Genomic DNA, 21,462 nt, shown 5'->3' on the forward strand with positions numbered 1-21,462 from the left:
CGGCGCGGTCAAACGCCTATCGCTATCGTCCGGCGTACGAGCGCCGTTGGCGCGGGGCCTGAGAGAGGGGCTGCCGCGCCGGTCGGGCGAGTGGTTATGTGGCGAATCTATGCGTGCATCGCGACCGAGCACGATCCTGCGATGATCGTGGTCGTTCTGCTGCTCTGCTTCTTCAGCTCGATCATCTCGCTGACCATCGTGCGCCGCGCGCTGGCCGCCGGTCCGGCGCGGCGACGCGGGCTGGTGCTCGGCGGGTGCCTGACCGGCGCATCGATCTGGAGCACGCATTTCGCCGCGATGCTTGCGTATGACCCGGGCATAGAAGTGCGGTACGACGCTCTGGCCGCGATGGCTTCGCTCGTGCTCGCCTGCCTGGTCGCGGCCGCCGGCTGGCTGATGCTCGATGCACCGGGCCGGCGGCGCGGTGCACTGGCCGGGGGCGTCGTCGGCATCGCCCTGATGATCGCGCATTTCCTCGACATGAGCGCGCTGCGGGTCGGTGGGCTCGTCCGCTACGACCCCGACCTGATCCTGCTCGCCATCGCGGTCGGCATGCCGCTGTGCATCCTGGCGGGGACACTGCTGCAGCGCGAGGAGCGAACCGGTATTCCGCTGCTCGCCGGACTGTGTCTCGGCTGCGGCGTGCTGGTGCTGCATTTCGTGGCGATGGCGGCCGTCACCATCATTCCGGGACCGGTGCTGATGGCGAGCAGGCTCGACCTTGGGCTGAACGGGCTTACCGCTATGGTCATCGCTGCCTCGGCAGTGATCCTCGTCGCGGCGTTCGGCCTCGCCTATCACGACCAGGATCTCGCCCGCGCGACCGCCGAGGATCGCGCGCGGCTCCACCAGAGCGAGGAGAATTACCGCTATTCGATCGAGCTCAATCCCCAGATTCCGTGGACTGCCGATCCGCAGGGCCGGTTGATCGAAATCGGCCCGCGCTGGAGCGAGTTTTCGGGCCAGCCGACGGAGGAGGCGCTGAGCGCGGGCTTGCGGGCCTATGTCCATCCGGACGACCGGCCGACCGTCTATACCCTGTGGGAGCGTGCGCTCCGGACCGGCGACGCGGCGCTTGATACGCGATATCGGCTGCGCGATGCAGCGGGCATCTATCACTGGTTCCGCGTGCGGGGGCAGGCGCGGCGCGATGCGGACGGCGCGGTCGTCAAATGGTACGGCAATGTCGAGAATATCGACGACCAGGTCAACGCCGAGCTGGCGCTGCGGGCAAGCGAGGAGCGCTATCGCCTTGCGTCGCGCGCGACCAACGACGTGATCTGGGACTGGCTGCTGGCGACCGATCGAGTCGAATGGAGCGGGGCGGCGGAAACGGTCCTCGGCTATCCGCAGGTGACCGCGGGCACATCGTTGCAATGGTGGGTCGACCGGGTCCATCCGGAGGACCGGGCTGAAGTGATCGCCACGCGCGACCGGATATTGATCGCGGGGCTGGATCACTGGACGAACGAGTTTCGCTTCCTTTCCGGCAGCGGGCGGTATCTCGACCTGTTGTCGCGCGTCTTCGTGGTGCGCGACGATCAGGGCAAGGCCGTGCGCCTGATCGGATCGATGGTCGACATCACGGCGCGCAAGCGCGGCGAGGAGGAACTGCGTTGGGCGGCGAACCATGACGCGCTGACGAAACTGCCCAACCGCAAATTGTTCACCGCGTGCCTGGAAAAGGCGCTGGACGAAGCGCGGCCCCGGGCGCTCTGCGTCGGTCTTATCGTGCTCGATCTCGACCGCTTCAAGATGCTGAACGACACGCTGGGCCATCTGGCCGGCGACGCGCTGCTCCGCGAGGTTGCGTCCCGCCTGGCCCACCGCGCCCCGCCCGGCGCCACGGTGGCGCGGCTGGGCGGCGACGAATTCGCGATCATCCTGCCGCGGCTTCTGCCCGACGAGGCGCGGTCGGAGACGGTCGAGGCGATGCTGCTTGGGATCGACATGCCGTTCGTCCATGACGAGCGCTGGATCGAGATCAGCATCAGCGCGGGCGCGGCAATGTTTCCGCGGGACGGCACTATGCCCGAGGAACTGCTGAAGAGCGCGGACCTGGCGCTCTATTCGGCCAAGGCCGAGGGGCCGGGGCGGACGCGCGGTTTCGTGCCGGCGATGCGCGAAGCGGCCGAGCGCGAGAAGACCATGCTATACGAAGCGCGCGAGGCGCTTGGCGACGATCGCATCGTGCCTTTCTATCAACCCAAGGTCAGCCTGGAGACGGGCCTGATCACCGGGTTCGAGGCGCTGCTGCGCTGGCACAGCCATCTGGCGGAGCTCCAGCCTCCCGGCGCATTGCTGGCGGCGTTCGCGGACGGGCAGCTCTCGGTCCAGCTCACCGACCGGATGCTCGACCGGATCATCGCCGACATGGCGACGTGGCGGGCGGAGGGCGTCGCGTTCGAGCGCATCGCCGTGAACGGTTCTGCCGAGGATTTCCGCACCGGCGATTTTTCCGATCGAATCCTGGGCCGGCTGGCGCGGGCCGGGGTGCCCGGATCCTGTCTCGAGCTCGAGGTGACCGAGAGCGTGTTCCTGGGCAAGGAGACCGAGGTGGTCGAGCGGACGCTGCGCACGTTGCGGGCCGAGGGCGTGACCATCGCGCTCGACGATTTCGGCACCGGCTATGCCTCGCTGATTCACCTTACCCAGTTTCCGGTCGACACGATCAAGATCGACCAGTCCTTCGTATCGCGGATGCTTGCGGCGGAGCAGGACGATGCGACGGCGATCGTCGGGGCGCTGATCGACCTGGCGAAGAATCTGGGGATCGCGACCGTGGCCGAGGGAATCGAGACGACGGAACAGGCCGAGCTGCTATGGGCGCGCGGGTGCGACCAGGGGCAGGGCTTCCTGTTCGGCCGGGCGATGGCGCGCGGGCTGGTGCCCGGCCTGATCGAAGGGTGGGACGCGGCCATGGTGTTCGCGCGCCGGCGCGCGACCGGCGCGGCGACGACCATAGGCGCGGGGTGACGCGCCTCGGCGCGACCATGACGGCATACCCATTATGGTTAGGCCGGCATGGTCGCTGCTATTGTATCCGCGGGCGAGAGCCGTATGCGTCGATCGTCGTTCGGCTCGTCCGATCGGCGTGTAGGGGGGAATGAATGATCAGGATCAGCTTGGGCACCGCGTTGGCGGTGATTGGATCAGTGCAGCCCGCCTTCGCCCAGGACGAACCAGAGCAAAGCCCGATCATCGTGACCGGCACGCGCGCCACCGGGTTGCGCGCGATCGACAGCCCGGCGCCGGTGCAGGTGCTCGACGCGATCACGCTGGAGCGTGCCGGATCGCCGAGCCTGATGACGGCGCTGTCGACGACGCTCCCTTCGTTCAACACTCAGGCGGTCGGCAACGATCTGGCGAACGAGACTCTGTCGGCGCGGCTGCGCGGCGTCTCGCCCAATCACACTTTGGTGCTGATCAACGGCAAGCGCCGGCATGGCTCGGCAAACCTGTCGGTAGTGTCCAGCGCCTTCCAGGGCGGTGCGGCGCCGGACCTGACCTTCATTCCTATGGCATCGGTCGGCCGGGTCGAAGTCCTGCTCGACGGCGCGGCGGCCGAATATGGATCGGACGCGATTGCGGGCGTTATCAACATCATCCTTCGCGACGATGCGGCCGGCGGGAAGATCAGCGCCCATGGCGGCCAATATTTCCAGGGCGACGGAGAGACCTGGGGCGCCTCGGCCAATCTCGGCCTGAAGCTCGGCGAAGGCGGGTTCCTCAACCTGACCGCCGAGACGCGGTTCCACGATTACAGCAATGCGGGCGGGCCTGATGCCCGGGTGGAGCAGGCGATCGCCTCGGGCGCTCATCCGGAATGGCGCAACCTGCCGGGTTACCCCAATCTCAACCGCGTGTTCGGCGATGCGCGCTACACGCTTCAGTTGTTCAGCGTGAATGCGGGTTATCACCTGTCGCCCGATGTCGAGCTTTATGGCTTCGGCACCTATGGCCACAAGAAAGCCGGTGGCTGGGCCAATTTCCGGCTGCCGACGCGTCTGCCGCAGCTGTATCCGCTCGGGTTCAGCCCGGTCGACCGGCTCAAGACGGACGATGTCGCCGGTACGATCGGCCTGCGCGGCGATTTCGCGGGCTGGGCGTGGGACCTGAGCAGCACCTACGGCGTCAACGACAACAAGGTCGCGGTCACCGGATCGGCCAATATCGACCTGTTCGCCGACACTGGCGCGACGCCGACCGATTTCGACGCGGGTGCCTTCAAGGCCACCCAGTGGACGACGAATCTCGATCTCAACCGCCAGCTCGATCTCGGCCTGGCCGAGCCGGTCAACCTGGCGCTGGGCGCCGAGTTCAGGCGCGAGACCTACAAGTTGCAGGAAGGCGATCCGGCCTCGCGCTACAAGGCAGGCTCGCAGTCGTTTCCGGGCTTCGGGCTGACCGATGCCGGCAGCCATAGCCGCCGCAACGCCGCCGTCTATGCCGAGGCCAGCTTCCTGCCAACGCCGAAGCTGACCATTAACCTGGCCGGCCGGCTCGAGCATTTCTCCGACTTCGGCGAGACGGTGGTGGGCAAGATCAGCGGGCGCTATGCCTTTACGCCTGGCTTCGCGCTGCGTGGGACCGCGAGCACCGGTTTCCGCGCGCCGACCCTGGCCGAAGCCTATTATTCGGCAACCAACGTCCAGCCCAATTCCGCCTTCGTCCAGCTGCCGCCCAATGCCGCGGCGGCACGACTGATAGGGATCGAGCCGCTCTCGCCCGAGCATTCGACCAATTTCAGCCTGGGCGCCGTGGCGACGCTGGCGCCGCGCGTGACGCTGACGGTCGATGCCTATCAGATCGGCATCCGCGACCGGGTGGTCGCCAGCGGCACGCTGTACGGCACCTATGCCGGCGTCGTGCGGTCGGCCGCGGTCAATGCGGCGATCGTCGCCAACGGCAATGTGCTGGAGAATGTGCCCTTTTCCGGCATCAACGTCTTTTCGAACGGCATCGATACACGGACGCGCGGGATCGACGTGGTGCTGAACCTGCCCACCAGCCTGGGCAATGCGGGGCGGATCGACTGGTCGCTGGCGGCCAATTACAGCAAGACCAAGGTCACCGAAATCCGCGCGACCCCGGCCGAGCTGGCAGCGTCCGGACAGAGCCTGTTCGACAAGGTGGCGCTGTCGACGCTCGAAACGGCATCACCCGAGTACAAGATCATCCTGGCCGGGGTGTACAAGCAGGGGCCATGGGCGGTGGCGTTCAAGGAAAGCCTGTACGGCAACGCATCGCGCTATGCCGATCCGGGCGACGGCCTTTATTATCTCGACAAGACCGGCACCGCGTTCATCACCGATCTCGACATCGCCTATAAGCTCACCAAGGGGCTGACGCTCAGCATCGGCGCCAACAACCTGTTCGACAAGCGCCCGAACCGGGTGAACGAGGCTGGGCTCAGCGTCGCGGCGGCTGCCGGCAGCCCGGCGGTGGAGGTGTATCCGAACTTCTCGGCGTTCGGGATCAACGGGGGTTATTATTACGCCCGGGCGAGCTTTGCTTTTTAGGGCGTTTGTCGAACTGAGTTGATCCGCCACCTCCGTTCGGGCTGAGCCTGTCGAAGCCCTACTCTTCCGCGCAAGAAGGGCAGCCCTTCGACAGGCTCAGGGCGAACGGAAGATGAGACCTCAGTCGCCGAGTTTCGCTGTTACCGCCGCGCCGCTGCGCTTTTTTCGCGCGCGGCGCTGAACTCCGATCCAGGCTTCCATTGCGGCCAGGCGTTCGATCGCGCCAGTTCCTCGCCGATCGTGCCGACCAGTTCGATATCCTGCACCGCGCCGGCCAGGTTCCAGTCCGCGCTCCACTGGTCGCAGGCCTGGTGATAGCATTTGCCGGTATAGGCATCGATCCAGGCCTGCCCGGCAGCCAGGCCGCCTTCCTTCAGGTCGGCGGCGCCGGCGATCCCCATCAGCAGCAAGACCGGTACGCCGCGCTTGGCGAGGGAGAAATGGTCGGCGCGGTAGAACAGGCCGCGTTCGCCCAGGCTTTCGGGCGTCACGCGGCGCCCTTGAGTCGCCGCGACCCGCGCCATGTCGTCCTCCAGCGTGTCCTGCCCCTTGCCGACCAGCACGACATTGTTGGCGGCACCCGCCGTCTGAAGGATGTCGATGCCGAGATTGGCGACCGTCTTCTCCAGCGGGAAGACGGGGTTCGCGGCATAATATTCGGAGCCGAGCAGCCCGCGCTCCTCGGCCGTCCATGCCGCGAAGACCACACTGCGATCGGGCGCGGGACCAGCCTTGAGCGCCCGGGCGATCTCGAACAGGCCGGCGATGCCGAGCGCATCGTCATTGGCCCCAGCGCGGTAGATGCGGCCCTGCTCGTCCGGCTTGCCCTGGCCATAGGCATCCCAGTGCGCGCCGTAGATGATCGTTTCGTGGGGCCGCTTCGTGCCGGCAATGCGGGCGAGCACGTTGCGGCTTTCGACCTGGTCATGGACCACCGGAACGTCGGCGTCAAAGGTCACGCCCTTCAACTCGACAGGCTTGAATCCGGGGGAGCGAGCCGCTGTCTCCAGCGCCGCCAGATCGAGCCCGGCCGCTGCGAACAGCTTCGTGCTCGTCTCGCCCGAGATCCAGCCCTGCAGCGCAAGACTGGTGAGTTGATCGGGCCTGCGGGCGATATCGTAATTCTCGCCACCGGGGCTGATCACGACGTTCCAGCCATAGCCGGCACCCTGGGTTTCATGCACGATCAGCGCGCCGATCGCGCCCTGCCGCGCGGCTTCCTCGAACTTGTAGGTCCAGCGGCCATAATAGGTCATCGTGCGGCCGCCGAACTTGCCGGCCACCGGCTCCTCCGGCGCGGCCGTGAAATCGGGATCGTTGACCAGGAAGATGACGACCTTGCCCTTGAGGTCGATGCCCTTGAAATCGTCCCAGCCGCGCTCGGGCGCTTTCACGCCGTAACCGACGAAGACCACCGGTGCCTTCGCGATCCGCGCCGTGTCGTCGGGCCGGATGGTCGAGAGATAGACGCCGTTGGCCTGCTCGACCGGCATCGCGCCCTTTGGCGTGGCGAAAGCGAGTGCGCGGGGCGTGCCGAGCCTTGTGTGCAGTAGCGGCACTTTCTGCACCCACGAGCCATCCGGACCGGCGGGTTCCAGGCCGAGTGCCTGGAAACGCTCGATGAGGTAGTTCACGGTGCGCTCCTCGCCCGCAGTGCCGGGCGCGCGACCCTCGAACGGATCGGAGGCGAGCGTCTTCACCGTCTCGGCGAGACGAGCTGGATCGACCTCCATTTTGGCTGATGCGGGTTGGGCGACGCCGGCGAGAAGCGCGGCGGTTAGGGCAAGGCGGAGGTTTTTCATGGGCATACTCTAGGTCGGGCGACGGTCCGGGCAACCCCATCCGCCGCCGCCGGGCGTTTCGATCACGAAGACGTCGCCCGGCGCGACCTGGACGCTGGCGGCGGAGGGCAGCGTCTCGATACTGCCGTCAGTCCGCTCGACACTGGTGTGGCCGCAGGCGCCATCGCCGCCGCCGGCAAAGCCGAACGGAGCGATGCGGCGGCGATTGGCCAGGATCGTGGCGGTCATCGGCTCGCGGAAGCGGACGCGCCGGATCGTCCCGTTGCCGCCGGGCTGCGCGCCGTCACCACCGGAGCCGGGCCGGATCGCGAAGCGCTCGATCAGCACCGGCAGGCGCTGCTCGATCACTTCCGGGTCCGTCATGCGGCTGTTGGTCATGTGAGTCTGTACGGCATCGGCACCGGGGAAATCGGGTCCGGCACCAGAGCCTCCGGCGATCGTCTCGTAATATTGCCGGGTCGCATCGCCGAAGGTGAAATTGTTCATCGTGCCCTGCGCCGCCGCCATCGCCCCGAACGCGCCGAACAAAGCGTCAGTGACAACCTGGCTCGTCTCGACATTGCCCGCGACCACCGCGGCGGGCCAGCGCGGGCGGAGCATCGAATTTTCGGGCAGGACGATGGTGAAGGGCGCGAGGCACCCGTCGTTGAGCGGGATCGGCTCATCGACCAACACGCGCACCACATAGAGCAGGGCGGCACGTGCGATCGAGGCGGGCGCGTTGAAATTGTCGTCGCGCTGCGGGCTGGTGCCGGTGAAATCGACGGTTGCGCCACGCCTCGCACGATCGACTTCGATCGTGACCTGGACGGCTGCGCCATTGTCCATTTCGTAGCGGAACCGACCGCCCTCGATCCTGTCGAGCAGGCGCCGCACCATCTCTTCGGCATTCGCCTGGACATGGCCCATATAGGCCTCGACCACATCCAGGCCGTGTTCGGCCGCCGCGGCGAGCAGGGCTTCGGCGCCGCGTGCGCAGGCGGCGATCTGGGCGCGGATGTCGCCGATATTCTGGTCCGGATTGCGCGCCGGCCATTGGCCTGAGGCGAGCAGGGCGCGCAGTGGTTCTTCACGGAACAGACCCGCCTCGACGAGCAGGAAATCGTCGATCAGCACGCCTTCCTGATCGATCGTGCGGCTGTCGGCCGGCATCGATCCCGGCGTGGTGCCGCCGATATCGGCATGGTGACCGCGCGCGGCGACAAAGAAGACCGGCGCCGCGCGGCCGGCAAAGACCGGCATGATGACGGTGACGTCCGGCAGATGCGTGCCGCCATGATAGGGATCGTTGAGCGCATAGACGTCGCCCGGCTGCATCGTGGCGCCGCGATTGGCGATGACCGTGCGGATGCTCTCGCCCATCGATCCCAGGTGCACCGGGATATGGGGCGCGTTGGCGATCAGGTTTCCGCTGGCGTCGAACAGCGCGCAGCTGAAATCGAGCCGTTCCTTGATGTTCACTGACCAGGCGGTTTGCTGCAGCGCGACGCCCATCTGCTCGGCGACGGCCATGAACAGATTGGCAAACAGCTCGAGCCGCACCGGATCGACCGCCGTGCCCGCCGCGATCCGCGCGGTGCGCGGGCTCACGCGGGCGAGCATCAGGTTGGCCTGCGCATCGATCGCCCCGCGCCACCCCGGTGCGATGAAGGTCGTGCCCGACGCGTCGACCACCACAGCCGGACCGTCGGCCGCCCACCCTGCCGGAAGCGTCGCGCGATCAAACAGCGGGGCGGTGATCGTTGCGCCATCGAGATGCAGCGCGACGGACTCGGACACCGGATCGCCGGTACCGGCAGCGAAGCGCGCGTCGGCGGCACTCGTCCGGCCGATGGCCTCGACTTCAGCCGCCTCGATGACCAGCGCGGTGCCCGGATCGACGAACCCGTAGCGCGTGCGATGCGCCGCAGCGAAGCGCGCGGCCAGCGTCGCGAGCGGCGCGGCGTCGAGCGCCAGCGCCGCGTCCGCCCCGGCATAACGCACGCGCAACCGGCGCTCGACGCGGTCGATCGCAACCCCTTGCGCGGCAAGCGCGCCAGACGCTTCGTCCGCCATTCTATCGAGCACGGCGTCGATATCGCCGCCGCGATCGAGCGGCGACGCAATGGTCGCTTCGCGGACGGTGCGGTGCGCCGCCATGCCCATGCCGAACGCCGACAGCACGCCGGCAAGCGGATGGATCATCACGCGATCGAGCCCGAGCATATCGGCGATCGCACAGGCATGCTGCCCGCCGGCGCCGCCGAAGCTGGCAAGCGCATAGCGGGACAGATCATGGCCGCGCGCGACGGAGATAGAATGGATCGCATTGGCCATGGCGTGGTTGGCGATCTCGATGAAACCGGCGGCAAGCTCCTCGGGCGTGGGACGGCTGCCCGTCGCGGCGGCGATCTCGTCGGCCAGCGCCGCGAACTGCGTGGCGACGATGGCGCGGTCGATCGGCTGATTGCCGTCCGGGCCGAACAATGCGGGGAAATGCGCCGGCTGGAGCCGGCCGAGCAGCAGGTTGCAATCCGTGATCGTCAGCGGCCCGCCGCGGCGGTAGCAGGCAGGACCCGGATCGGCCCCGGCCGATTCCGGACCGACGCGCAGCCGCATGCCATCGAACCGGCAGATCGATCCGCCGCCCGCCGCAACCGTCTCGATCTGCAGCATCGGCGCGCGCACGCGCAGGCCCCCTACGATCGCCTCGCCCGTGCGTTCGAGCGTTCCGGCGTGATGCGATACGTCCGTCGAGGTGCCGCCCATGTCGAAGCCGATGACGTGATCTATGCCCGCCAGACGCGCCGTTTCCGCCATGCCGATGATCCCGCCCGCCGGCCCCGACAGGATCGCATCCTTTCCTCGGAACAGTCGCGCCCCGACCAGGCCGCCATTGGATTGCATGAACAGCAATTCGGTGTTGCCCAGCGCCGCCGCGACGCGATCGACATAGCGGCGCAGCACGGGCGAGAGATAGGCATCGACCACGGCCGTCTCGCCGCGACCGACCAGCTTGATCAGCGGCGTCACCTCATGGCTGACCGATACCTGCGTGAAGCCGATATCCCGCGCGATGTCGGCTAGCCTGAGCTCATGCGCGGCGTGGCGATAGCTGTGCATCAGCACGATCGCCACGGCGCGCAGGCCTCGGTCGAACGCGGCCGACAGGGCCCGCCTGGCCGCCGCTTCGTCGAGATCGACCAATATGTCGCCCTCCACCGTCACGCGCTCGTCGATCTCGACGACATCGGCGTAGGCCTGCTCCGGCAAGACGATATGCCGGGCGAAAATATCGGGCCGCGCCTGATAGCCGATACGCAGCGCGTCCCCGAACCCCCGCGTGATCGCCAGCAGGGTCGGTTCGCCGGTGCGCTCGAGCAGGGCGTTGGTCGCGACCGTCGTGCCCATCCTGACTGAATCGACATCGGCGAGCGTCGCACCGCCGGCGGTGATCATCCGCGTGATGCCCGCGACCGCCGCGTCGTCATAGCGGGCGGCATCGTGGGAGAGCAGCTTGGCGGTGCGGATGCTGCCGTCCGGCAAGCGCGCGACGATATCAGTGAAGGTGCCGCCCCGGTCGATCCAGAACTGCCAGCCAGGAAGGTTCGCCATGGTGCGTCCTTGGAGTTTTTCGCCCAGCGATGAAAGCCCCGTACTGGCGCGGCCGGGCCATGCCGGTTAGGCAGGGACGATGGGGCTGAACTTGTTCGTGAGCGACGACGCGTAGAATGCTGGTGCTCGCCGGCATCGTGGTGATCGCGCTAGGTTTTCTCCTGCGGTTCAACCCGTTGCTGGTGGTCGCGGTTTCGGCCCTGGTCACTGGCCTTGCCGCGGGGCTCGATCCCTTCCGGATCCTCGCGGTGTTCGGCAAGGCGTTCAACGACAACCGCTTCGTTACCGTCGTCTATATCGTGCTGCCGGTGATCGGCCTGCTCGAACGCCATGGCCTGCAGGCGCGCGCCGCGGCGCTGGTGCGGCGGCTGCGCGGGGCGACGCCAGGCCGGCTGCTCGCCCTCTACCTCGTCTTCCGCCAGATCAGCGCCGCGCTGGGGCTGATCTCGATCGCCGGCCATGCCCAGACGGTGCGGCCGCTCGTCGCGCCAATGGTCGAGGCCGCCGCCGAGACCGACGCGCCGGGTGTGCACGATCCCGAAAAGCTTCGTGCGCTCTCGGCCGCGACCGACAATATCGGGCTGTTCTTCGGCGAGGACATCTTCATCGCCGTCGGATCGATCCTGCTGATGAAGGGCGTGCTGCAGGGCTATGGCATCATGGTCGAGCCGTTCCAGCTCTCGCTCTGGGCGATCCCGACCGCGATCGCCGCCTGCGTCATCCATGGCGGGAGGCTGCTGCTGCTCGATCGTCGCGCGAAGCGGCGCGCGGCATGATCGGGCTGAACCTGGTCTATCCGGTCGCGGGGATCACCTTCGTGATCTTCGCGCTGCTCGGGCTGCGGGCCGGGCGCTGGGCCAATGCCGCCTTTCACGGATTGCTCGCGGCGAGCTTCCTGATCGGCGATCTGATCGGGGACGCCGGCAACGGCCTGATCGTCCTTGCGCTGATCGCGGTCGCCGCGTCAGGGCGGATGCGCGCGCGGCGGACCGACGATATCGTCCCGGTTCCGACGCGCAATGCCTGGCTGTTCGCGCCGGCGCTGATCATCCCCGCCACTGCCCTGTTCGGCACATTGCTGTTCAAGCAGATCCCGTCGATCGTCGATCCCAAGCAGGGCACGCTGGTCGCGCTGACGCTCGGCGTGCTGCTTGCGCTCGGCGCCTGCTACGCATGGCTGCGGCCGGCGCCCGCCGCGCCGTTTCGCGAAGGATTGCGGCTGATGGACGATATCGGCTGGGCCGCGGTGCTGCCGCAGATGCTGGCGAGCCTCGGCGCTGTGTTCGCGCTGTCGGGCGTGGGCGAGGTCGTCGGGTCGCTTGCGGGACAGGCCATTCCGCATGGCAGCCTGGTCGGCGCGGTGATCGCGTACGGCGTGGGCATGGCGCTGTTCACCATGGTGATGGGCAACGCCTTTGCCGCTTTCCCGGTGATGGCGGCGGCGATCGGCATGCCGCTGCTCGTCCATGGCTATGGCGCGGATCCAGCGCCGGTCGCGGCGATCGGCATGCTCGCGGGTTTCTGCGGCACGCTGATGACGCCGATGGCGGCGAACTTCAATCTGGTGCCGGCGGCGCTGCTCGATCTCAAGGACCGCAGCGGCGTGATCAAGGCGCAGATCCCAACGGCGCTGCCGCTGCTCGCATTCAACCTCGTCCTGCTATGGCTGGTGATCCGATGACTCCGTTCGACCCGATCCTTGCCAGCCGGTTCGCCGACGCGACCCTCGGCCATATCGGCCAGGAATATCCGCACAAGCTCGATCACGTGCTCGAAGGCCCGGCCGATGCGGCGACTCCGTCGGCGCTGCATCCGATCTTCCATGGCAGTTTCGACTGGCACAGCTGCGTGCATGGCTGGTGGCAACTGCTGTGCCTGGTGCGGCTGTTCCCCCATCTGCCCGAGGCAGCCAGCATCCGAGCCAGGGCCGATACGATGCTGACGCCCGACAAGGTCGCCGGAGAACTCGCCTATCTCGCCCGTCCCAGTGCCGGCGGGTTCGAGCGGCCCTATGGCTGGGCCTGGGCGCTCGCGCTGCACGGGGAGGCAGTGCACCATGATGCGCCCTGGGGTGCCGCGCTTGAGCCGCTCGCGCGGGCGTTCGCTGCGCGGTTCACCACCTTCCTGCCCAAGCTGACCTATCCGATCCGCGCCGGCACGCACGGCAACAGCGCCTTTGCCTTGCTGCTGGCATATGATTGGGCGCGCGAGCACGACACGGATCTCGCGGGACTGATTGCCGAGCGCGGGCGGGACTGGTTCCTGGCCGATCGCGACTGCCAGGCGTGGGAGCCGGGCGGCGACGAATTCCTATCGCCGTCGCTGGTGGAGGCGGCCCTGATGAGCCGGCTGCTGGCGCGACCGGCCTTTGCGGCATGGTTCAACGCCTTCTTTCCCCATCTGGCGGCCGGGGCGCCGGCCACCTTGTTCCTTCCGGCGACGGTCTCCGACCGGAGCGATGGCAAGATCGCGCATCTCGACGGGCTGAACCTCAGTCGGGCGTGGTGCTGGCGGCTCACCGCCGCTGCGCTGGGGGAGGGGCATGCGGTATCGATCGCGGCACGGGAGGCGGCGGACCGGCATATCGCCGCCAGCCTGCCGCACATCGCCGACGATTATATGGGGACTCACTGGCTGGCAAGCTTCGCACTGCTCGCCATGTCCGCGGGGTGAGGCCGGTCTTGCGATGCCGCGCACGGCACGCGAGGATGAGGAAAGGGGAATAACCATGCAACGCCGTACCTTCATCGCATCCTTGCCGGCTGCGGCGCTGTTGCCGACTGCTGCCCTGGCAAAGGGCGCCGCGCCCGGCATCCAGACCTCAACCGGGCAGGGGGGCACGCCAGCCGAGCCACCGCTTCCCGGCGTGTGGCAAAGCGGTGAGGGCCGTTTCATCCGGCCCGATGTCCATGCGGGCGACCGGCCGGTCGGCGCCAGCTTCGCTTCGCGCACCGCGGTCTATGGCATGAACGGTGCGGCGGGCACGGCCCATCCGCTCGCGACCATGGCCGGGATTGATATCCTCCGGCGCGGCGGTTCGGCGGCCGACGCGGCGATCGCGATCAATGCGTGCCTCGGATTCCTGGAACCCACGTCGAGCGGGATCGGCGGCGATGCCTATGCGATGATCTGGGACCCGAAGGCGGGGAAGGTCGTCGGGCTGGCCGGCTCCGGTGCCAGCCCGCGCGGGCTGAGCCTGGAGACGGTTCGCGCACGCGCAAAGAACGGCGTGCTGCCGCCGCTGGGTGCCGTCAGCGTGTCGGTGCCCGGCGCTGTCGATGCGTGGTGGACGATGCACCAGCGCTACGGCAAGCTGCCCTGGGCCTAGCTGTTCCAGCCGGCGATCGCGCTGGCCGAGACCGGCGCTCCGGTGCCGGATATCATCGCTTATTATATCCGCCGCAGCCTCGTCTCGTTCCGCCGCGCCAATAACGGCGTCGAGGAAACCGCCAATGCGCTGCGCACTTATGGCCTGGCGGACGGCAAGGGTCCGTCGGCGGGGCAGGTGTTCCGCAATCCCGATCTCGGGCGCACCTATCGCGCCATCGCCGCGGGCGGCCGCGACGCCTTTTACCAGGGGGATATCGCCCAAAGGATCGATCGCTATTTCAAGCGCATCGGCGGCTGGCTGTCGGCGGCGGACCTGGCCGCGCACCATGCCGAATGGATCGAGCCCAGCCGCGCCGACTATCGCGGCACGACCGTGCATGCGCTCGGCGCCAATACGCAGGGCATTGCGACCCTGCAGATGCTCAATATCCTGGAACGCTTCGACCTGAAGGGGGCAGGCTTTCAGTCGCCTCTGTCGATCCACCTTCAGGCGGAGGCCAAGCGTCTTGCCTATGAGGATCGCGCGCGTTTCTATGCCGATCCGCATTTCGCCAAGGTGCCCGTCGACTGGCTGATTTCGAAGGAATATGCCGCCGAACGGGCGAAGCTGATCCGGCCCGACCGGCTGCTCTCCCCCGTATATCCGGGCCAGGCACCGAGCCACGGCGACACGACCTATTTCAGCTGTGCCGACAAGGACGGCATGATGGTGTCGATGATCCAGTCCAATTTCCGCGGCATGGGATCCGGGCTGGTTGCCGACGGCCTCGGCTTCATGTTCCAGGATCGCGGCCAGCTGTTCAGCCTGAAGGACGGCCATCCCAATATCTATGCGCCCGGCAAGCGGCCGTTCCAGACGATCATTCCCGGCTTCGCGACGCGCGGTTCCGATCCGTGGATGAGCTTCGGCGTGATGGGCGGCGACATGCAGCCCCAGGGCCAGGCGCAGATCATCATCAACCGGGTCGATTATGGGCTCGAGATCCAGTCGGCGGGGGATTCGCCGCGCTGGCATCATGAGGGATCATCCGAATCCATGGGAGAGGATGCGCCCGGCATGGGGCAGCAGGGGCTGTTGCGACTGGAAAGCGGCGTGCCGCTCGCCACCCGCGTACGCCTCGCCGAGATCGGCTGGACGATCGGCGACCCGGATGGCGGGTTCGGCCGCTATGAATGCGTCGAGCACCGGATGGACGGGTCGACGCGGGTCTACGCCGCAGCCAGCGAGATGCGCGCCGACGGCTGCGCCCTCGCTTATTGAGGGGGTCACTCGACCGGGATGGTTTTCCGGATCGTGGCCGGGGCGGCTCTCCGCCGGGCGGCGTGATGTTCCGCGCGCGACAGCAGGATGTCGAGGTCCTCGCGGCTGATGTCGAAGGCGTCGGGCGATTCTGCCAGTGCGTTATCGATATCTTCCAGGTGAAGCCCCGTCTCGATGAGCGTCGCCTGCACCGTTTCGGGCACCGCGGCCGGCTGGTGCGGATAGCTGTGGCCGGTCGCGCGGTGGAAGAACATCGCCAGCGAGACCAGCGCGATCGAGTTGATCCCCACCGGCGCGAAGGCGAAGCTATAGCCTGCGGCATGAATGCCCTGGCTGCCGATGACGGCGGTCAGCGCTGCCGCGCCGCCTGGCGGATGGAGGCAGCGCAGCAGCGACATGCCCAGGATGGCGGCGCCCACGGCAAGACCGGCGGCGATGGTGGGATCGGGGATGAGGCGGAAGGTCGCGACGCCGATCAGCGTCGAAATGACATTGCCGCCCACCACCGGCCAGGGCTGTGCCAGCGGGCTCGCCGGGATTGCGAACACCAGCACCGCCGAGGCCCCGAGCGGCGCGACGATGATCGGGAGATCGGCCCCGGCAAGCGGAATCTGGCTGCAGACCACGATCGTCAGCGCCAGGCAGACCGCTGCCCCGCAACAGGCGACCAGCCGGTCGACCATCGTCGCCCCGGCCAGCCTGGGTTTGAATATGCGAAATTCCATCCATCATCCTTTGCGCCGCGCGCCCTATGCGGGAGCGCGGCGCAAAGGTCAGGCAAGTTTCTCTCGCGACCGCGATAGCCGATCGCGCGCCCGGCTCAATTAGGTGCCGGTGTCGCGCCGCGTCCGCGGTGAGCCCGCCTCCGCCAGCTCGGTCAGCTTGATGAATTCCTGTCGCCAATAGCCGTCGGGCTCTCCGGCGAGGCGGCGGATGTCGGCAAAGCCGATATCGCCGAGCCGCGTGTCACCGCGCAGTTTCTGGCCGAACGCAGCAACGGCGGTGGCGAAGGCCATGTCGCCGCGCGGCAGGCTTTGCGTGGCGAGCTGGGTTGCAGAAACCGGCTGTTCGATCAGCCGCGATGTGTCGCCCTCCGGCAATTTATAGCGCAGCCGGACGAACGCCATCTCGCCGCCCGGCCGGCCCGCGGCGGCCGGTGCGGCGGGGCGCCGGTTATCGGTATAGCGCCGATCGGACAGCCAGCCCTTGGTGCCTGCCGGGACCACTTCGTAGATTGCGGTCACCTGATGGCCGGCGCCGATATCGCCGGCATCGATCTTGTCGTCGTCGAAATCCTGCTCGGCCAGCGCGCGATTCTCATAGCCGATCAGGCGATACTGGCTCACATAGGCCGGGTTGAACTCGACCTGCACCTTCACGTCCTTGGCGATGGTGAACAAAGTCGAGGAGAGCTCCTCGGACAGCACCTTCTTCGCCTCCATCGCGCTGTCGATATAGGCATAGTTGCCGTTGCCGAGATCGGCGATCGATTCCATCATCGCATCGTTGAGATTGCCCTGGCCGAAGCCGAGTGCGGTGAGGGTTATGCCGGTGTCGCGTTCGTGCTCGATCAGCTTTTCCAGCTCGGCCCGGTCAGTGATGCCGACATTGAAATCGCCGTCGGTCGCCAGCACCACACGGTTGACGCCGCCCTTGATGAAATTGTCGCGTGCGAGGGCATAAGCGAGCTGAAGCCCTTCGCCGCCCGCGGTAGAGCCGCCCGCGCTCAGCTCGTCGAGCGCATCCCTGATCTCGGCCGGGTCGCTGGTCGGATCGAGTACCACGCCGGCGGCGCCGGCATAGACGACGATGCCGACGCTGTCGTTCGGCCCGATCGTGTCGGCGAGCGTGGACAGGGCGGATTTCACCAGCGGCAGCTTGTCCGGCTCGTCCATCGATCCCGATACGTCGATCAGGAACACCAGGTTCGCCGCCGGGCGCCGCGCATAGGGGAGGTCATAGCCGCGCAGGCCGATGCGCAGCAGCTTGGTCTGCGTGTTCCATGGCGATTGCGCGACATCGGTCGTCACGCTGAACGGAGTCGTGCGATCGTCGGGCAGGGGATAATCATAACGGAAATAATTGATCATCTCCTCCGTCCGCACGGCATCGGCCGGGGGCAGCTGGCCCTGGTTCAGGAAGCGGCGGACATTGGCATAGGCGGCGGTGTCGACGTCGACGGCAAAGGTGGAGACCGGGGCGTCGGCGACCATGTGGACCGGTGACACGTCGTTGGGCTTATAGGTTTCGCGGGCGCCGGCAGGGGCGGTGGAGTCGGCAGCGATTTCCGCCGTTTCGCCCGGCTGCTGATAGCGGCCGCCATCCTGCTTTGAGCAGCCGGCCATAAGCGCCAACAGGGCGACACCGCCCATGATCGATCCAAGCTGTTTCGAGACTTTCATATGATGCTCCCTAGCGTCGGTTGCCACATTCTTGCCTTATTATGGCCGTGTTTGTGACACGCCGTTTTCGGGCTGGCAAGTGTTTTCCTATCTCATGAGGGGGAATTGATTTCCGGCGGAAAACCGTGGGTTTTCGCAGTTCCTCCTCTCTGCGGAGTGTGAGAAATTAATCACTCGACACGCGCGGTGATCGCATTAGCTTGGGGCCATGGTAAAGCCGATCACCACCTATGCCGCATTCTGGCCTTATTATCTGCGCGAGCACGCAAAGCCTGAGACGCGACGGCTGCATTATGCCGGGACGGCGCTGACGTTCCTGTTCCTGGCGATTGCGTTGCTGCGCGGCGGCTGGTGGTGGGCGTTGGTGCCGATTGCCGGATATGGCTTCGCCTGGGCGGCGCATTTCGGGGTGGAGAAGAATCGGCCGGCGACCTTCACCTACCCGCTTTGGTCGCTGTTCAGCGACTACCGGATGTTCTTCCTGTGGCTGACCGGGCGGCTCGGCCCGCATCTGCGCGCGGCGGGCGTGGCCTGATCAGAGCGCGGGGACTACATCCGTCCGGGCGAAATCATCGCCCTTGAAGAGGAGGGGTTCGGCGGTCGCTTTGGCAAGGGCGTAGGCGAAGCAATCGCCGAAATTCAGATCCGCCGCGTGCCGAGTCCCGCGGCCATATTTTCGATAGCCGTGGTTCGCAATCGTTGCGATCTCCCTGGTGACGTCTTCGATCACCACATCGAAGCCCGCCAGCAAGGCGTCCGCGCCCTCACTGATCCGCGCATCGCCGCTGCGCGTCGTCACCACCGTCAGTTCGAGCCATGAGCCAGCCGACATTCTTATGGTCGACGCAGCGGACATCGCTTCAAGGAAGGATCTGGCCTCGGGCTCGTCGCGCAGGATGGCGATGATCGCCGACGTATCGACGATCACTTTGGCAGACCGTCCTCATCGTAGAGCAGCGCGCCGTGCGTGATCGACAATTCCTGGTCCTCAAATTGAGGCTTCCAATGGTCGCGCAAGCCGCGAACCATTTCCAGCATCTCCTCCACGGCCGCGCGGCGTTGGGGCGGTACCGTGCGTGCCCTGCGTTCCTGAAGAGCAATACGCACCGCCTGGGTCACGCTTTCACCCATCTCCGAAGCAAGCTCCCGGGCGAGGCGAACCGTCTCTTCGTCCTTGATATTGAGCTGGACGCCCATGGTTATACCTCCGCTGGAGAAATTTCTACCATCGTGGCTCGCGAGCGGCAACGTCGAACTTGGCAGATAGATGGTTCAGCTTGCTTGCCCGCTGCGCGATCGCGCGCCATCTAGGCTCCATGCACACCGCCCCCAACACGCTCGCTCTTATCGGCAACACCCCGCTCGTCCGGCTGAACGGACCGAGCGACGCGACCGGATGCGACATTTTCGGCAAATGCGAATTCGCCAACCCCGGCGCGTCGGTGAAGGACCGTGCTGCCCTGTTCATCGTCGAGGATGCGGAAGAGCGCGGCGCGATCCAGCCCGGCGGCACGATCGTCGAAGGGACGGCGGGCAATACCGGCATCGGCCTGGCGCTGGTCGCCAATGCCAAGGGCTACAAGACGATCATCGTGATGCCGGAGACGCAGAGCCGGGAGAAAATGGATACGCTGCGCGCGCTCGGCGCCGAACTGGTGCTGGTGCCGGCGGCCCCCTATTCGAACCCCGGGCATTTCGTGCACACCTCGCGCCGGATCGCCGAAGAGACCGCCAATGCGATCTGGGCCAACCAGTTCGACAATATCGCCAACCGCCGCGCGCATATCGTCGGCACGGCGGAGGAGATCTGGGCACAGATGGAGGGCCGGATCGACGGCTTCACCTGCTCGGTCGGGACCGGCGGGACGCTGGCCGGCGTCGGGCTGGGGCTGAAGGCCCGGGACGAGCAGATCTGCATTGCGCTGAGCGATCCGTACGGCGCCGCGCTCTACGAATATTACGCCTGTGGCGAGTTGAAGGCCGAGGGCAGCTCGGTCGCCGAAGGGATCGGGCAGGGGCGGATCACCGCCAATCTGGAAGGCGCGCCGATCGACACGCAGTTCCGCATCTCCGATTCCGAAGGAATGGAATGGGTGACCCGGCTGCTCGGTGAGGAGGGGCTATGCCTCGGCCTGTCCTCCGGCATCAACGTGGCGGGCGCGGTGCGGCTGGCGAAGGAACTCGGGCCGGGCAAGCGCATCGCGACGATCCTGTGCGACACGGGCTTTCGCTATCTCTCCACCCTGTACAATCGCGAGTGGCTCGCGGCGAAAGGGCTGGCGGTTCCGGCCTGGCTGCAGCGTGACTGACACACCGGATTGAGGGGGTCGGTGGCCCGGAAAAAATCGTGCCATCGACAAGAGTCTTTTCATGCGTTACTTTTATGCCACACGTATGAAAATCATGGCTCAGGATCCGGCGCAGACGTCGCAGCGGGTAAAGGTCGGGATGATCGGCCTTGCGGCGGTATTGCTGCTGATCGGCCTGGCTGCCGCGATCTTCTCCACCGCCAGCAAGGAACGGCCGCTGATCGTCGTCGGCGGTGCGCACCCCGATGTGGTCGCCAACATGGCGGCCGGCAATCAGGCCTCGCCCGTCATCGCCGGCAGCGAACCGCTAGCCGAACTCGGCGTAGCGCCCAGCACCGCGACCGATCCGGATGCGGCGCCCGGCACGGGCAAGAACGCGCCACCTAAATGACCTCGCCCGATCCTGTCGCGACCCGCGGGTCCGGCGGGGAGAATTAGGGTGGGGCTGGTCCATCGCCGGGTAAAGCCGGGGAAATCGCCCACAAGACATCCGTATCGCTAGAACGCATAGAGAACAGATTGATATGACTGCAAATAATTCCCCGGCGAATCGAAGATATTAGAGTTTATACCCCGCTTTTCCCCGGCTTTCCCCTTGAATCCCTGACCTACCCGAGGTAACCCTTGTGCCAACAGGGGTAAACTCATCTCGCCTGCGCGGTACGGCGCTGGAGGGCGGTGAAAGCCGTCTTTCAAGGACGGGAGAGTCATGCCTGCTGGTGTTCGGGGTTATGGCGTGGCGCAAAGGGCTGAATATCAGGGAGACGGACTGGGCCTTGTCGACGACAAGGGCCGTGTCGCCATCCCTGCGTCCCTCAGGGCGATCCTGGCCCAGAACAGCCCGCGTCCCGACGGTAAGGACGGCGGCACCGTCATCATCGGCGTCCATCAGAAGCACCCCTGCCTGATCGCCTATGACCCTGCCTTCGTCCCGATCCTGAAGGCCAAGCTGGACGCGCGCGAAGAGGCCTATACCGCCGATGACGGCGAGTATGACTATAACATCAAGCGCCGTGCCGCGCAGGGCGAGGCGACGCCGTTCGACGGCAGCGGTCGCTTCATCATGCCCGGCTTTCCGCGCTTCCACGCCAGGATCGGCGCGAACGCCTTCTTCTACGGCGTGTTCGATTATTTCGAGATCTGGGATCCCAAGACGCTGATCGAAGCGGAGGGCGTCGCCGAGCTGGTGAAGTCCTGCGCGCGCTATCACTGCCAGTCGAAGGGGATCGCGCTGTGAGCCCC

At 66.7% G+C, this 21,462-nt stretch carries 15 protein-coding genes and 1 pseudogene; 10 read left to right on the plus strand and 6 right to left on the minus strand.

Features of this window, described 5'->3' with window-relative positions; genetic code table 11:
• Positions 1-141 precede the first annotated feature (141 nt).
• Both U1769_RS08595 and U1769_RS08600 read left to right on the plus strand, forming a co-directional pair.
• Positions 142-2,976: a bifunctional diguanylate cyclase/phosphodiesterase gene (locus U1769_RS08595; protein ID WP_332714724.1), complete on the plus strand. Its 2,835-nt coding sequence runs from the start codon at positions 142-144 to the stop codon at positions 2,974-2,976.
• 134 nt (positions 2,977-3,110) lie between these two features.
• Positions 3,111-5,522 carry a TonB-dependent receptor plug domain-containing protein gene (locus U1769_RS08600; RefSeq protein WP_332714726.1) on the plus strand — a complete coding sequence of 804 codons (2,412 nt, stop codon included), beginning with the start codon at positions 3,111-3,113 and terminating at the stop codon, positions 5,520-5,522.
• A gap of 140 nt (positions 5,523-5,662) precedes the next feature.
• On the opposite strand, the gene U1769_RS08605 is transcribed toward U1769_RS08600, so the two are convergent.
• Both U1769_RS08605 and U1769_RS08610 read right to left on the minus strand, forming a co-directional pair.
• Positions 5,663-7,324, minus strand: a complete 1,662-nt coding sequence (locus tag U1769_RS08605; protein WP_332714728.1) for a M20/M25/M40 family metallo-hydrolase — start codon at positions 7,322-7,324, stop codon at positions 5,663-5,665.
• Positions 7,325-7,333: 9 nt separating this feature from the next.
• Entirely contained in the window at positions 7,334-10,918 is a 3,585-nt protein-coding gene (locus U1769_RS08610) for a hydantoinase B/oxoprolinase family protein (RefSeq protein WP_332714730.1), read from the minus strand.
• A gap of 116 nt (positions 10,919-11,034) precedes the next feature.
• Here U1769_RS08610 and U1769_RS08615 point away from each other — a divergent pair, with 116 nt between their 5' ends.
• The 4 genes and pseudogenes from U1769_RS08615 to U1769_RS08630 all read left to right on the plus strand — a co-directional run bounded on the left by U1769_RS08615 (position 11,035) and on the right by U1769_RS08630 (position 15,509).
• Positions 11,035-11,694: a DUF969 domain-containing protein gene (locus U1769_RS08615; protein WP_332714732.1), complete on the plus strand. Its 660-nt coding sequence runs from the start codon at positions 11,035-11,037 to the stop codon at positions 11,692-11,694.
• Entirely contained in the window at positions 11,691-12,599 is a 909-nt protein-coding gene (locus tag U1769_RS08620; RefSeq protein WP_332714734.1) for a DUF979 domain-containing protein, read from the plus strand. The genes U1769_RS08615 and U1769_RS08620 overlap by 4 nt, the downstream gene beginning before the upstream one ends.
• Positions 12,596-13,591, plus strand: a complete 996-nt coding sequence (locus U1769_RS08625) for a DUF2891 domain-containing protein (protein WP_332714736.1) — start codon at positions 12,596-12,598, stop codon at positions 13,589-13,591. The genes U1769_RS08620 and U1769_RS08625 overlap by 4 nt, the downstream gene beginning before the upstream one ends.
• A 55-nt stretch (positions 13,592-13,646) precedes the next feature.
• Positions 13,647-15,509 (plus strand): annotated as a pseudogene (locus U1769_RS08630) (gamma-glutamyltransferase family protein).
• A 5-nt stretch (positions 15,510-15,514) separates the two neighbouring features.
• On the opposite strand, the gene U1769_RS08635 reads toward U1769_RS08630, so the two are convergent.
• Both U1769_RS08635 and U1769_RS08640 read right to left on the minus strand, forming a co-directional pair.
• Entirely contained in the window at positions 15,515-16,234 is a 720-nt protein-coding gene (locus U1769_RS08635) for an HPP family protein (RefSeq protein WP_332714738.1), read from the minus strand.
• Between the two features lie 99 nt (positions 16,235-16,333).
• A complete protein-coding gene (locus U1769_RS08640) occupies positions 16,334-17,911 on the minus strand; it encodes a vWA domain-containing protein (protein ID WP_332714740.1) in 1,578 nt (525 codons plus the stop codon).
• A gap of 208 nt (positions 17,912-18,119) precedes the next feature.
• On the opposite strand from U1769_RS08640, the gene U1769_RS08645 reads away from it, so the two are divergent.
• On the plus strand, positions 18,120-18,446 hold the full coding sequence (locus tag U1769_RS08645; protein WP_332714742.1) for an Mpo1-like protein: 327 nt from the start codon (positions 18,120-18,122) through the stop codon (positions 18,444-18,446).
• Here the strand turns inward: U1769_RS08645 and U1769_RS08650 are convergent, their stop codons facing one another.
• Both U1769_RS08650 and U1769_RS08655 read right to left on the minus strand, forming a co-directional pair.
• A complete protein-coding gene (locus U1769_RS08650) occupies positions 18,447-18,839 on the minus strand; it encodes a type II toxin-antitoxin system VapC family toxin (protein WP_332714744.1) in 393 nt (130 codons plus the stop codon).
• Positions 18,836-19,108, minus strand: coding sequence for a type II toxin-antitoxin system VapB family antitoxin (locus U1769_RS08655; protein ID WP_332714746.1), 273 nt, complete (start codon positions 19,106-19,108; stop codon positions 18,836-18,838). Before U1769_RS08655 ends, U1769_RS08650 begins: the two co-directional genes overlap by 4 nt.
• Positions 19,109-19,227: 119 nt before the next feature.
• On the opposite strand from U1769_RS08655, the gene U1769_RS08660 reads away from it, so the two are divergent.
• The 3 genes from U1769_RS08660 (at position 19,228) to U1769_RS08670 (ending at position 21,457) form a co-directional block, all read left to right on the plus strand.
• Positions 19,228-20,220, plus strand: coding sequence for a cysteine synthase A (locus tag U1769_RS08660; RefSeq protein ID WP_332714748.1), 993 nt, complete (start codon positions 19,228-19,230; stop codon positions 20,218-20,220).
• A 94-nt stretch (positions 20,221-20,314) separates the two neighbouring features.
• Entirely contained in the window at positions 20,315-20,611 is a 297-nt protein-coding gene (locus U1769_RS08665; protein ID WP_332714750.1) for a hypothetical protein, read from the plus strand.
• Positions 20,612-20,929: 318 nt separating this feature from the next.
• Complete coding sequence (locus U1769_RS08670; RefSeq protein ID WP_332714752.1) at positions 20,930-21,457, plus strand: division/cell wall cluster transcriptional repressor MraZ; 528 nt, start codon at positions 20,930-20,932, stop codon at positions 21,455-21,457.
• The last annotated feature ends 5 nt before the right edge of the window (positions 21,458-21,462 follow it).

This window comes from Parasphingomonas zepuensis (assembly GCF_036663735.1).
In the GTDB taxonomy this organism is placed as follows: domain Bacteria; phylum Pseudomonadota; class Alphaproteobacteria; order Sphingomonadales; family Sphingomonadaceae; genus Sphingomonas.

Bases quoted from the DNA above. Each gene is read 5' to 3' on its own strand.
- U1769_RS08670 (WP_332714752.1), top strand. From the start codon at position 20,930: ATGCCTGCTGGTGTTCGGGGTTATGGCGTGGCGCAAAGGGCTGAATAT.
- U1769_RS08600 (WP_332714726.1), top strand. From the start codon at position 3,111: ATGATCAGGATCAGCTTGGGCACCGCGTTGGCGGTGATTGGATCAGTG.
- U1769_RS08625 (WP_332714736.1), top strand. From the start codon at position 12,596: ATGACTCCGTTCGACCCGATCCTTGCCAGCCGGTTCGCCGACGCGACC.
- U1769_RS08645 (WP_332714742.1), top strand. From the start codon at position 18,120: ATGGTAAAGCCGATCACCACCTATGCCGCATTCTGGCCTTATTATCTG.
- U1769_RS08605 (WP_332714728.1), bottom strand. From the start codon at position 7,324: ATGAAAAACCTCCGCCTTGCCCTAACCGCCGCGCTTCTCGCCGGCGTC.
- U1769_RS08635 (WP_332714738.1), bottom strand. From the start codon at position 16,234: ATGGAATTTCGCATATTCAAACCCAGGCTGGCCGGGGCGACGATGGTC.
- U1769_RS08595 (WP_332714724.1), top strand. From the start codon at position 142: ATGATCGTGGTCGTTCTGCTGCTCTGCTTCTTCAGCTCGATCATCTCG.
- U1769_RS08660 (WP_332714748.1), top strand. From the start codon at position 19,228: ATGCACACCGCCCCCAACACGCTCGCTCTTATCGGCAACACCCCGCTC.
- U1769_RS08615 (WP_332714732.1), top strand. From the start codon at position 11,035: ATGCTGGTGCTCGCCGGCATCGTGGTGATCGCGCTAGGTTTTCTCCTG.
- U1769_RS08610 (WP_332714730.1), bottom strand. From the start codon at position 10,918: ATGGCGAACCTTCCTGGCTGGCAGTTCTGGATCGACCGGGGCGGCACC.
- U1769_RS08655 (WP_332714746.1), bottom strand. From the start codon at position 19,108: ATGGGCGTCCAGCTCAATATCAAGGACGAAGAGACGGTTCGCCTCGCC.
- U1769_RS08665 (WP_332714750.1), top strand. From the start codon at position 20,315: ATGGCTCAGGATCCGGCGCAGACGTCGCAGCGGGTAAAGGTCGGGATG.
- U1769_RS08620 (WP_332714734.1), top strand. From the start codon at position 11,691: ATGATCGGGCTGAACCTGGTCTATCCGGTCGCGGGGATCACCTTCGTG.
- U1769_RS08640 (WP_332714740.1), bottom strand. From the start codon at position 17,911: ATGAAAGTCTCGAAACAGCTTGGATCGATCATGGGCGGTGTCGCCCTG.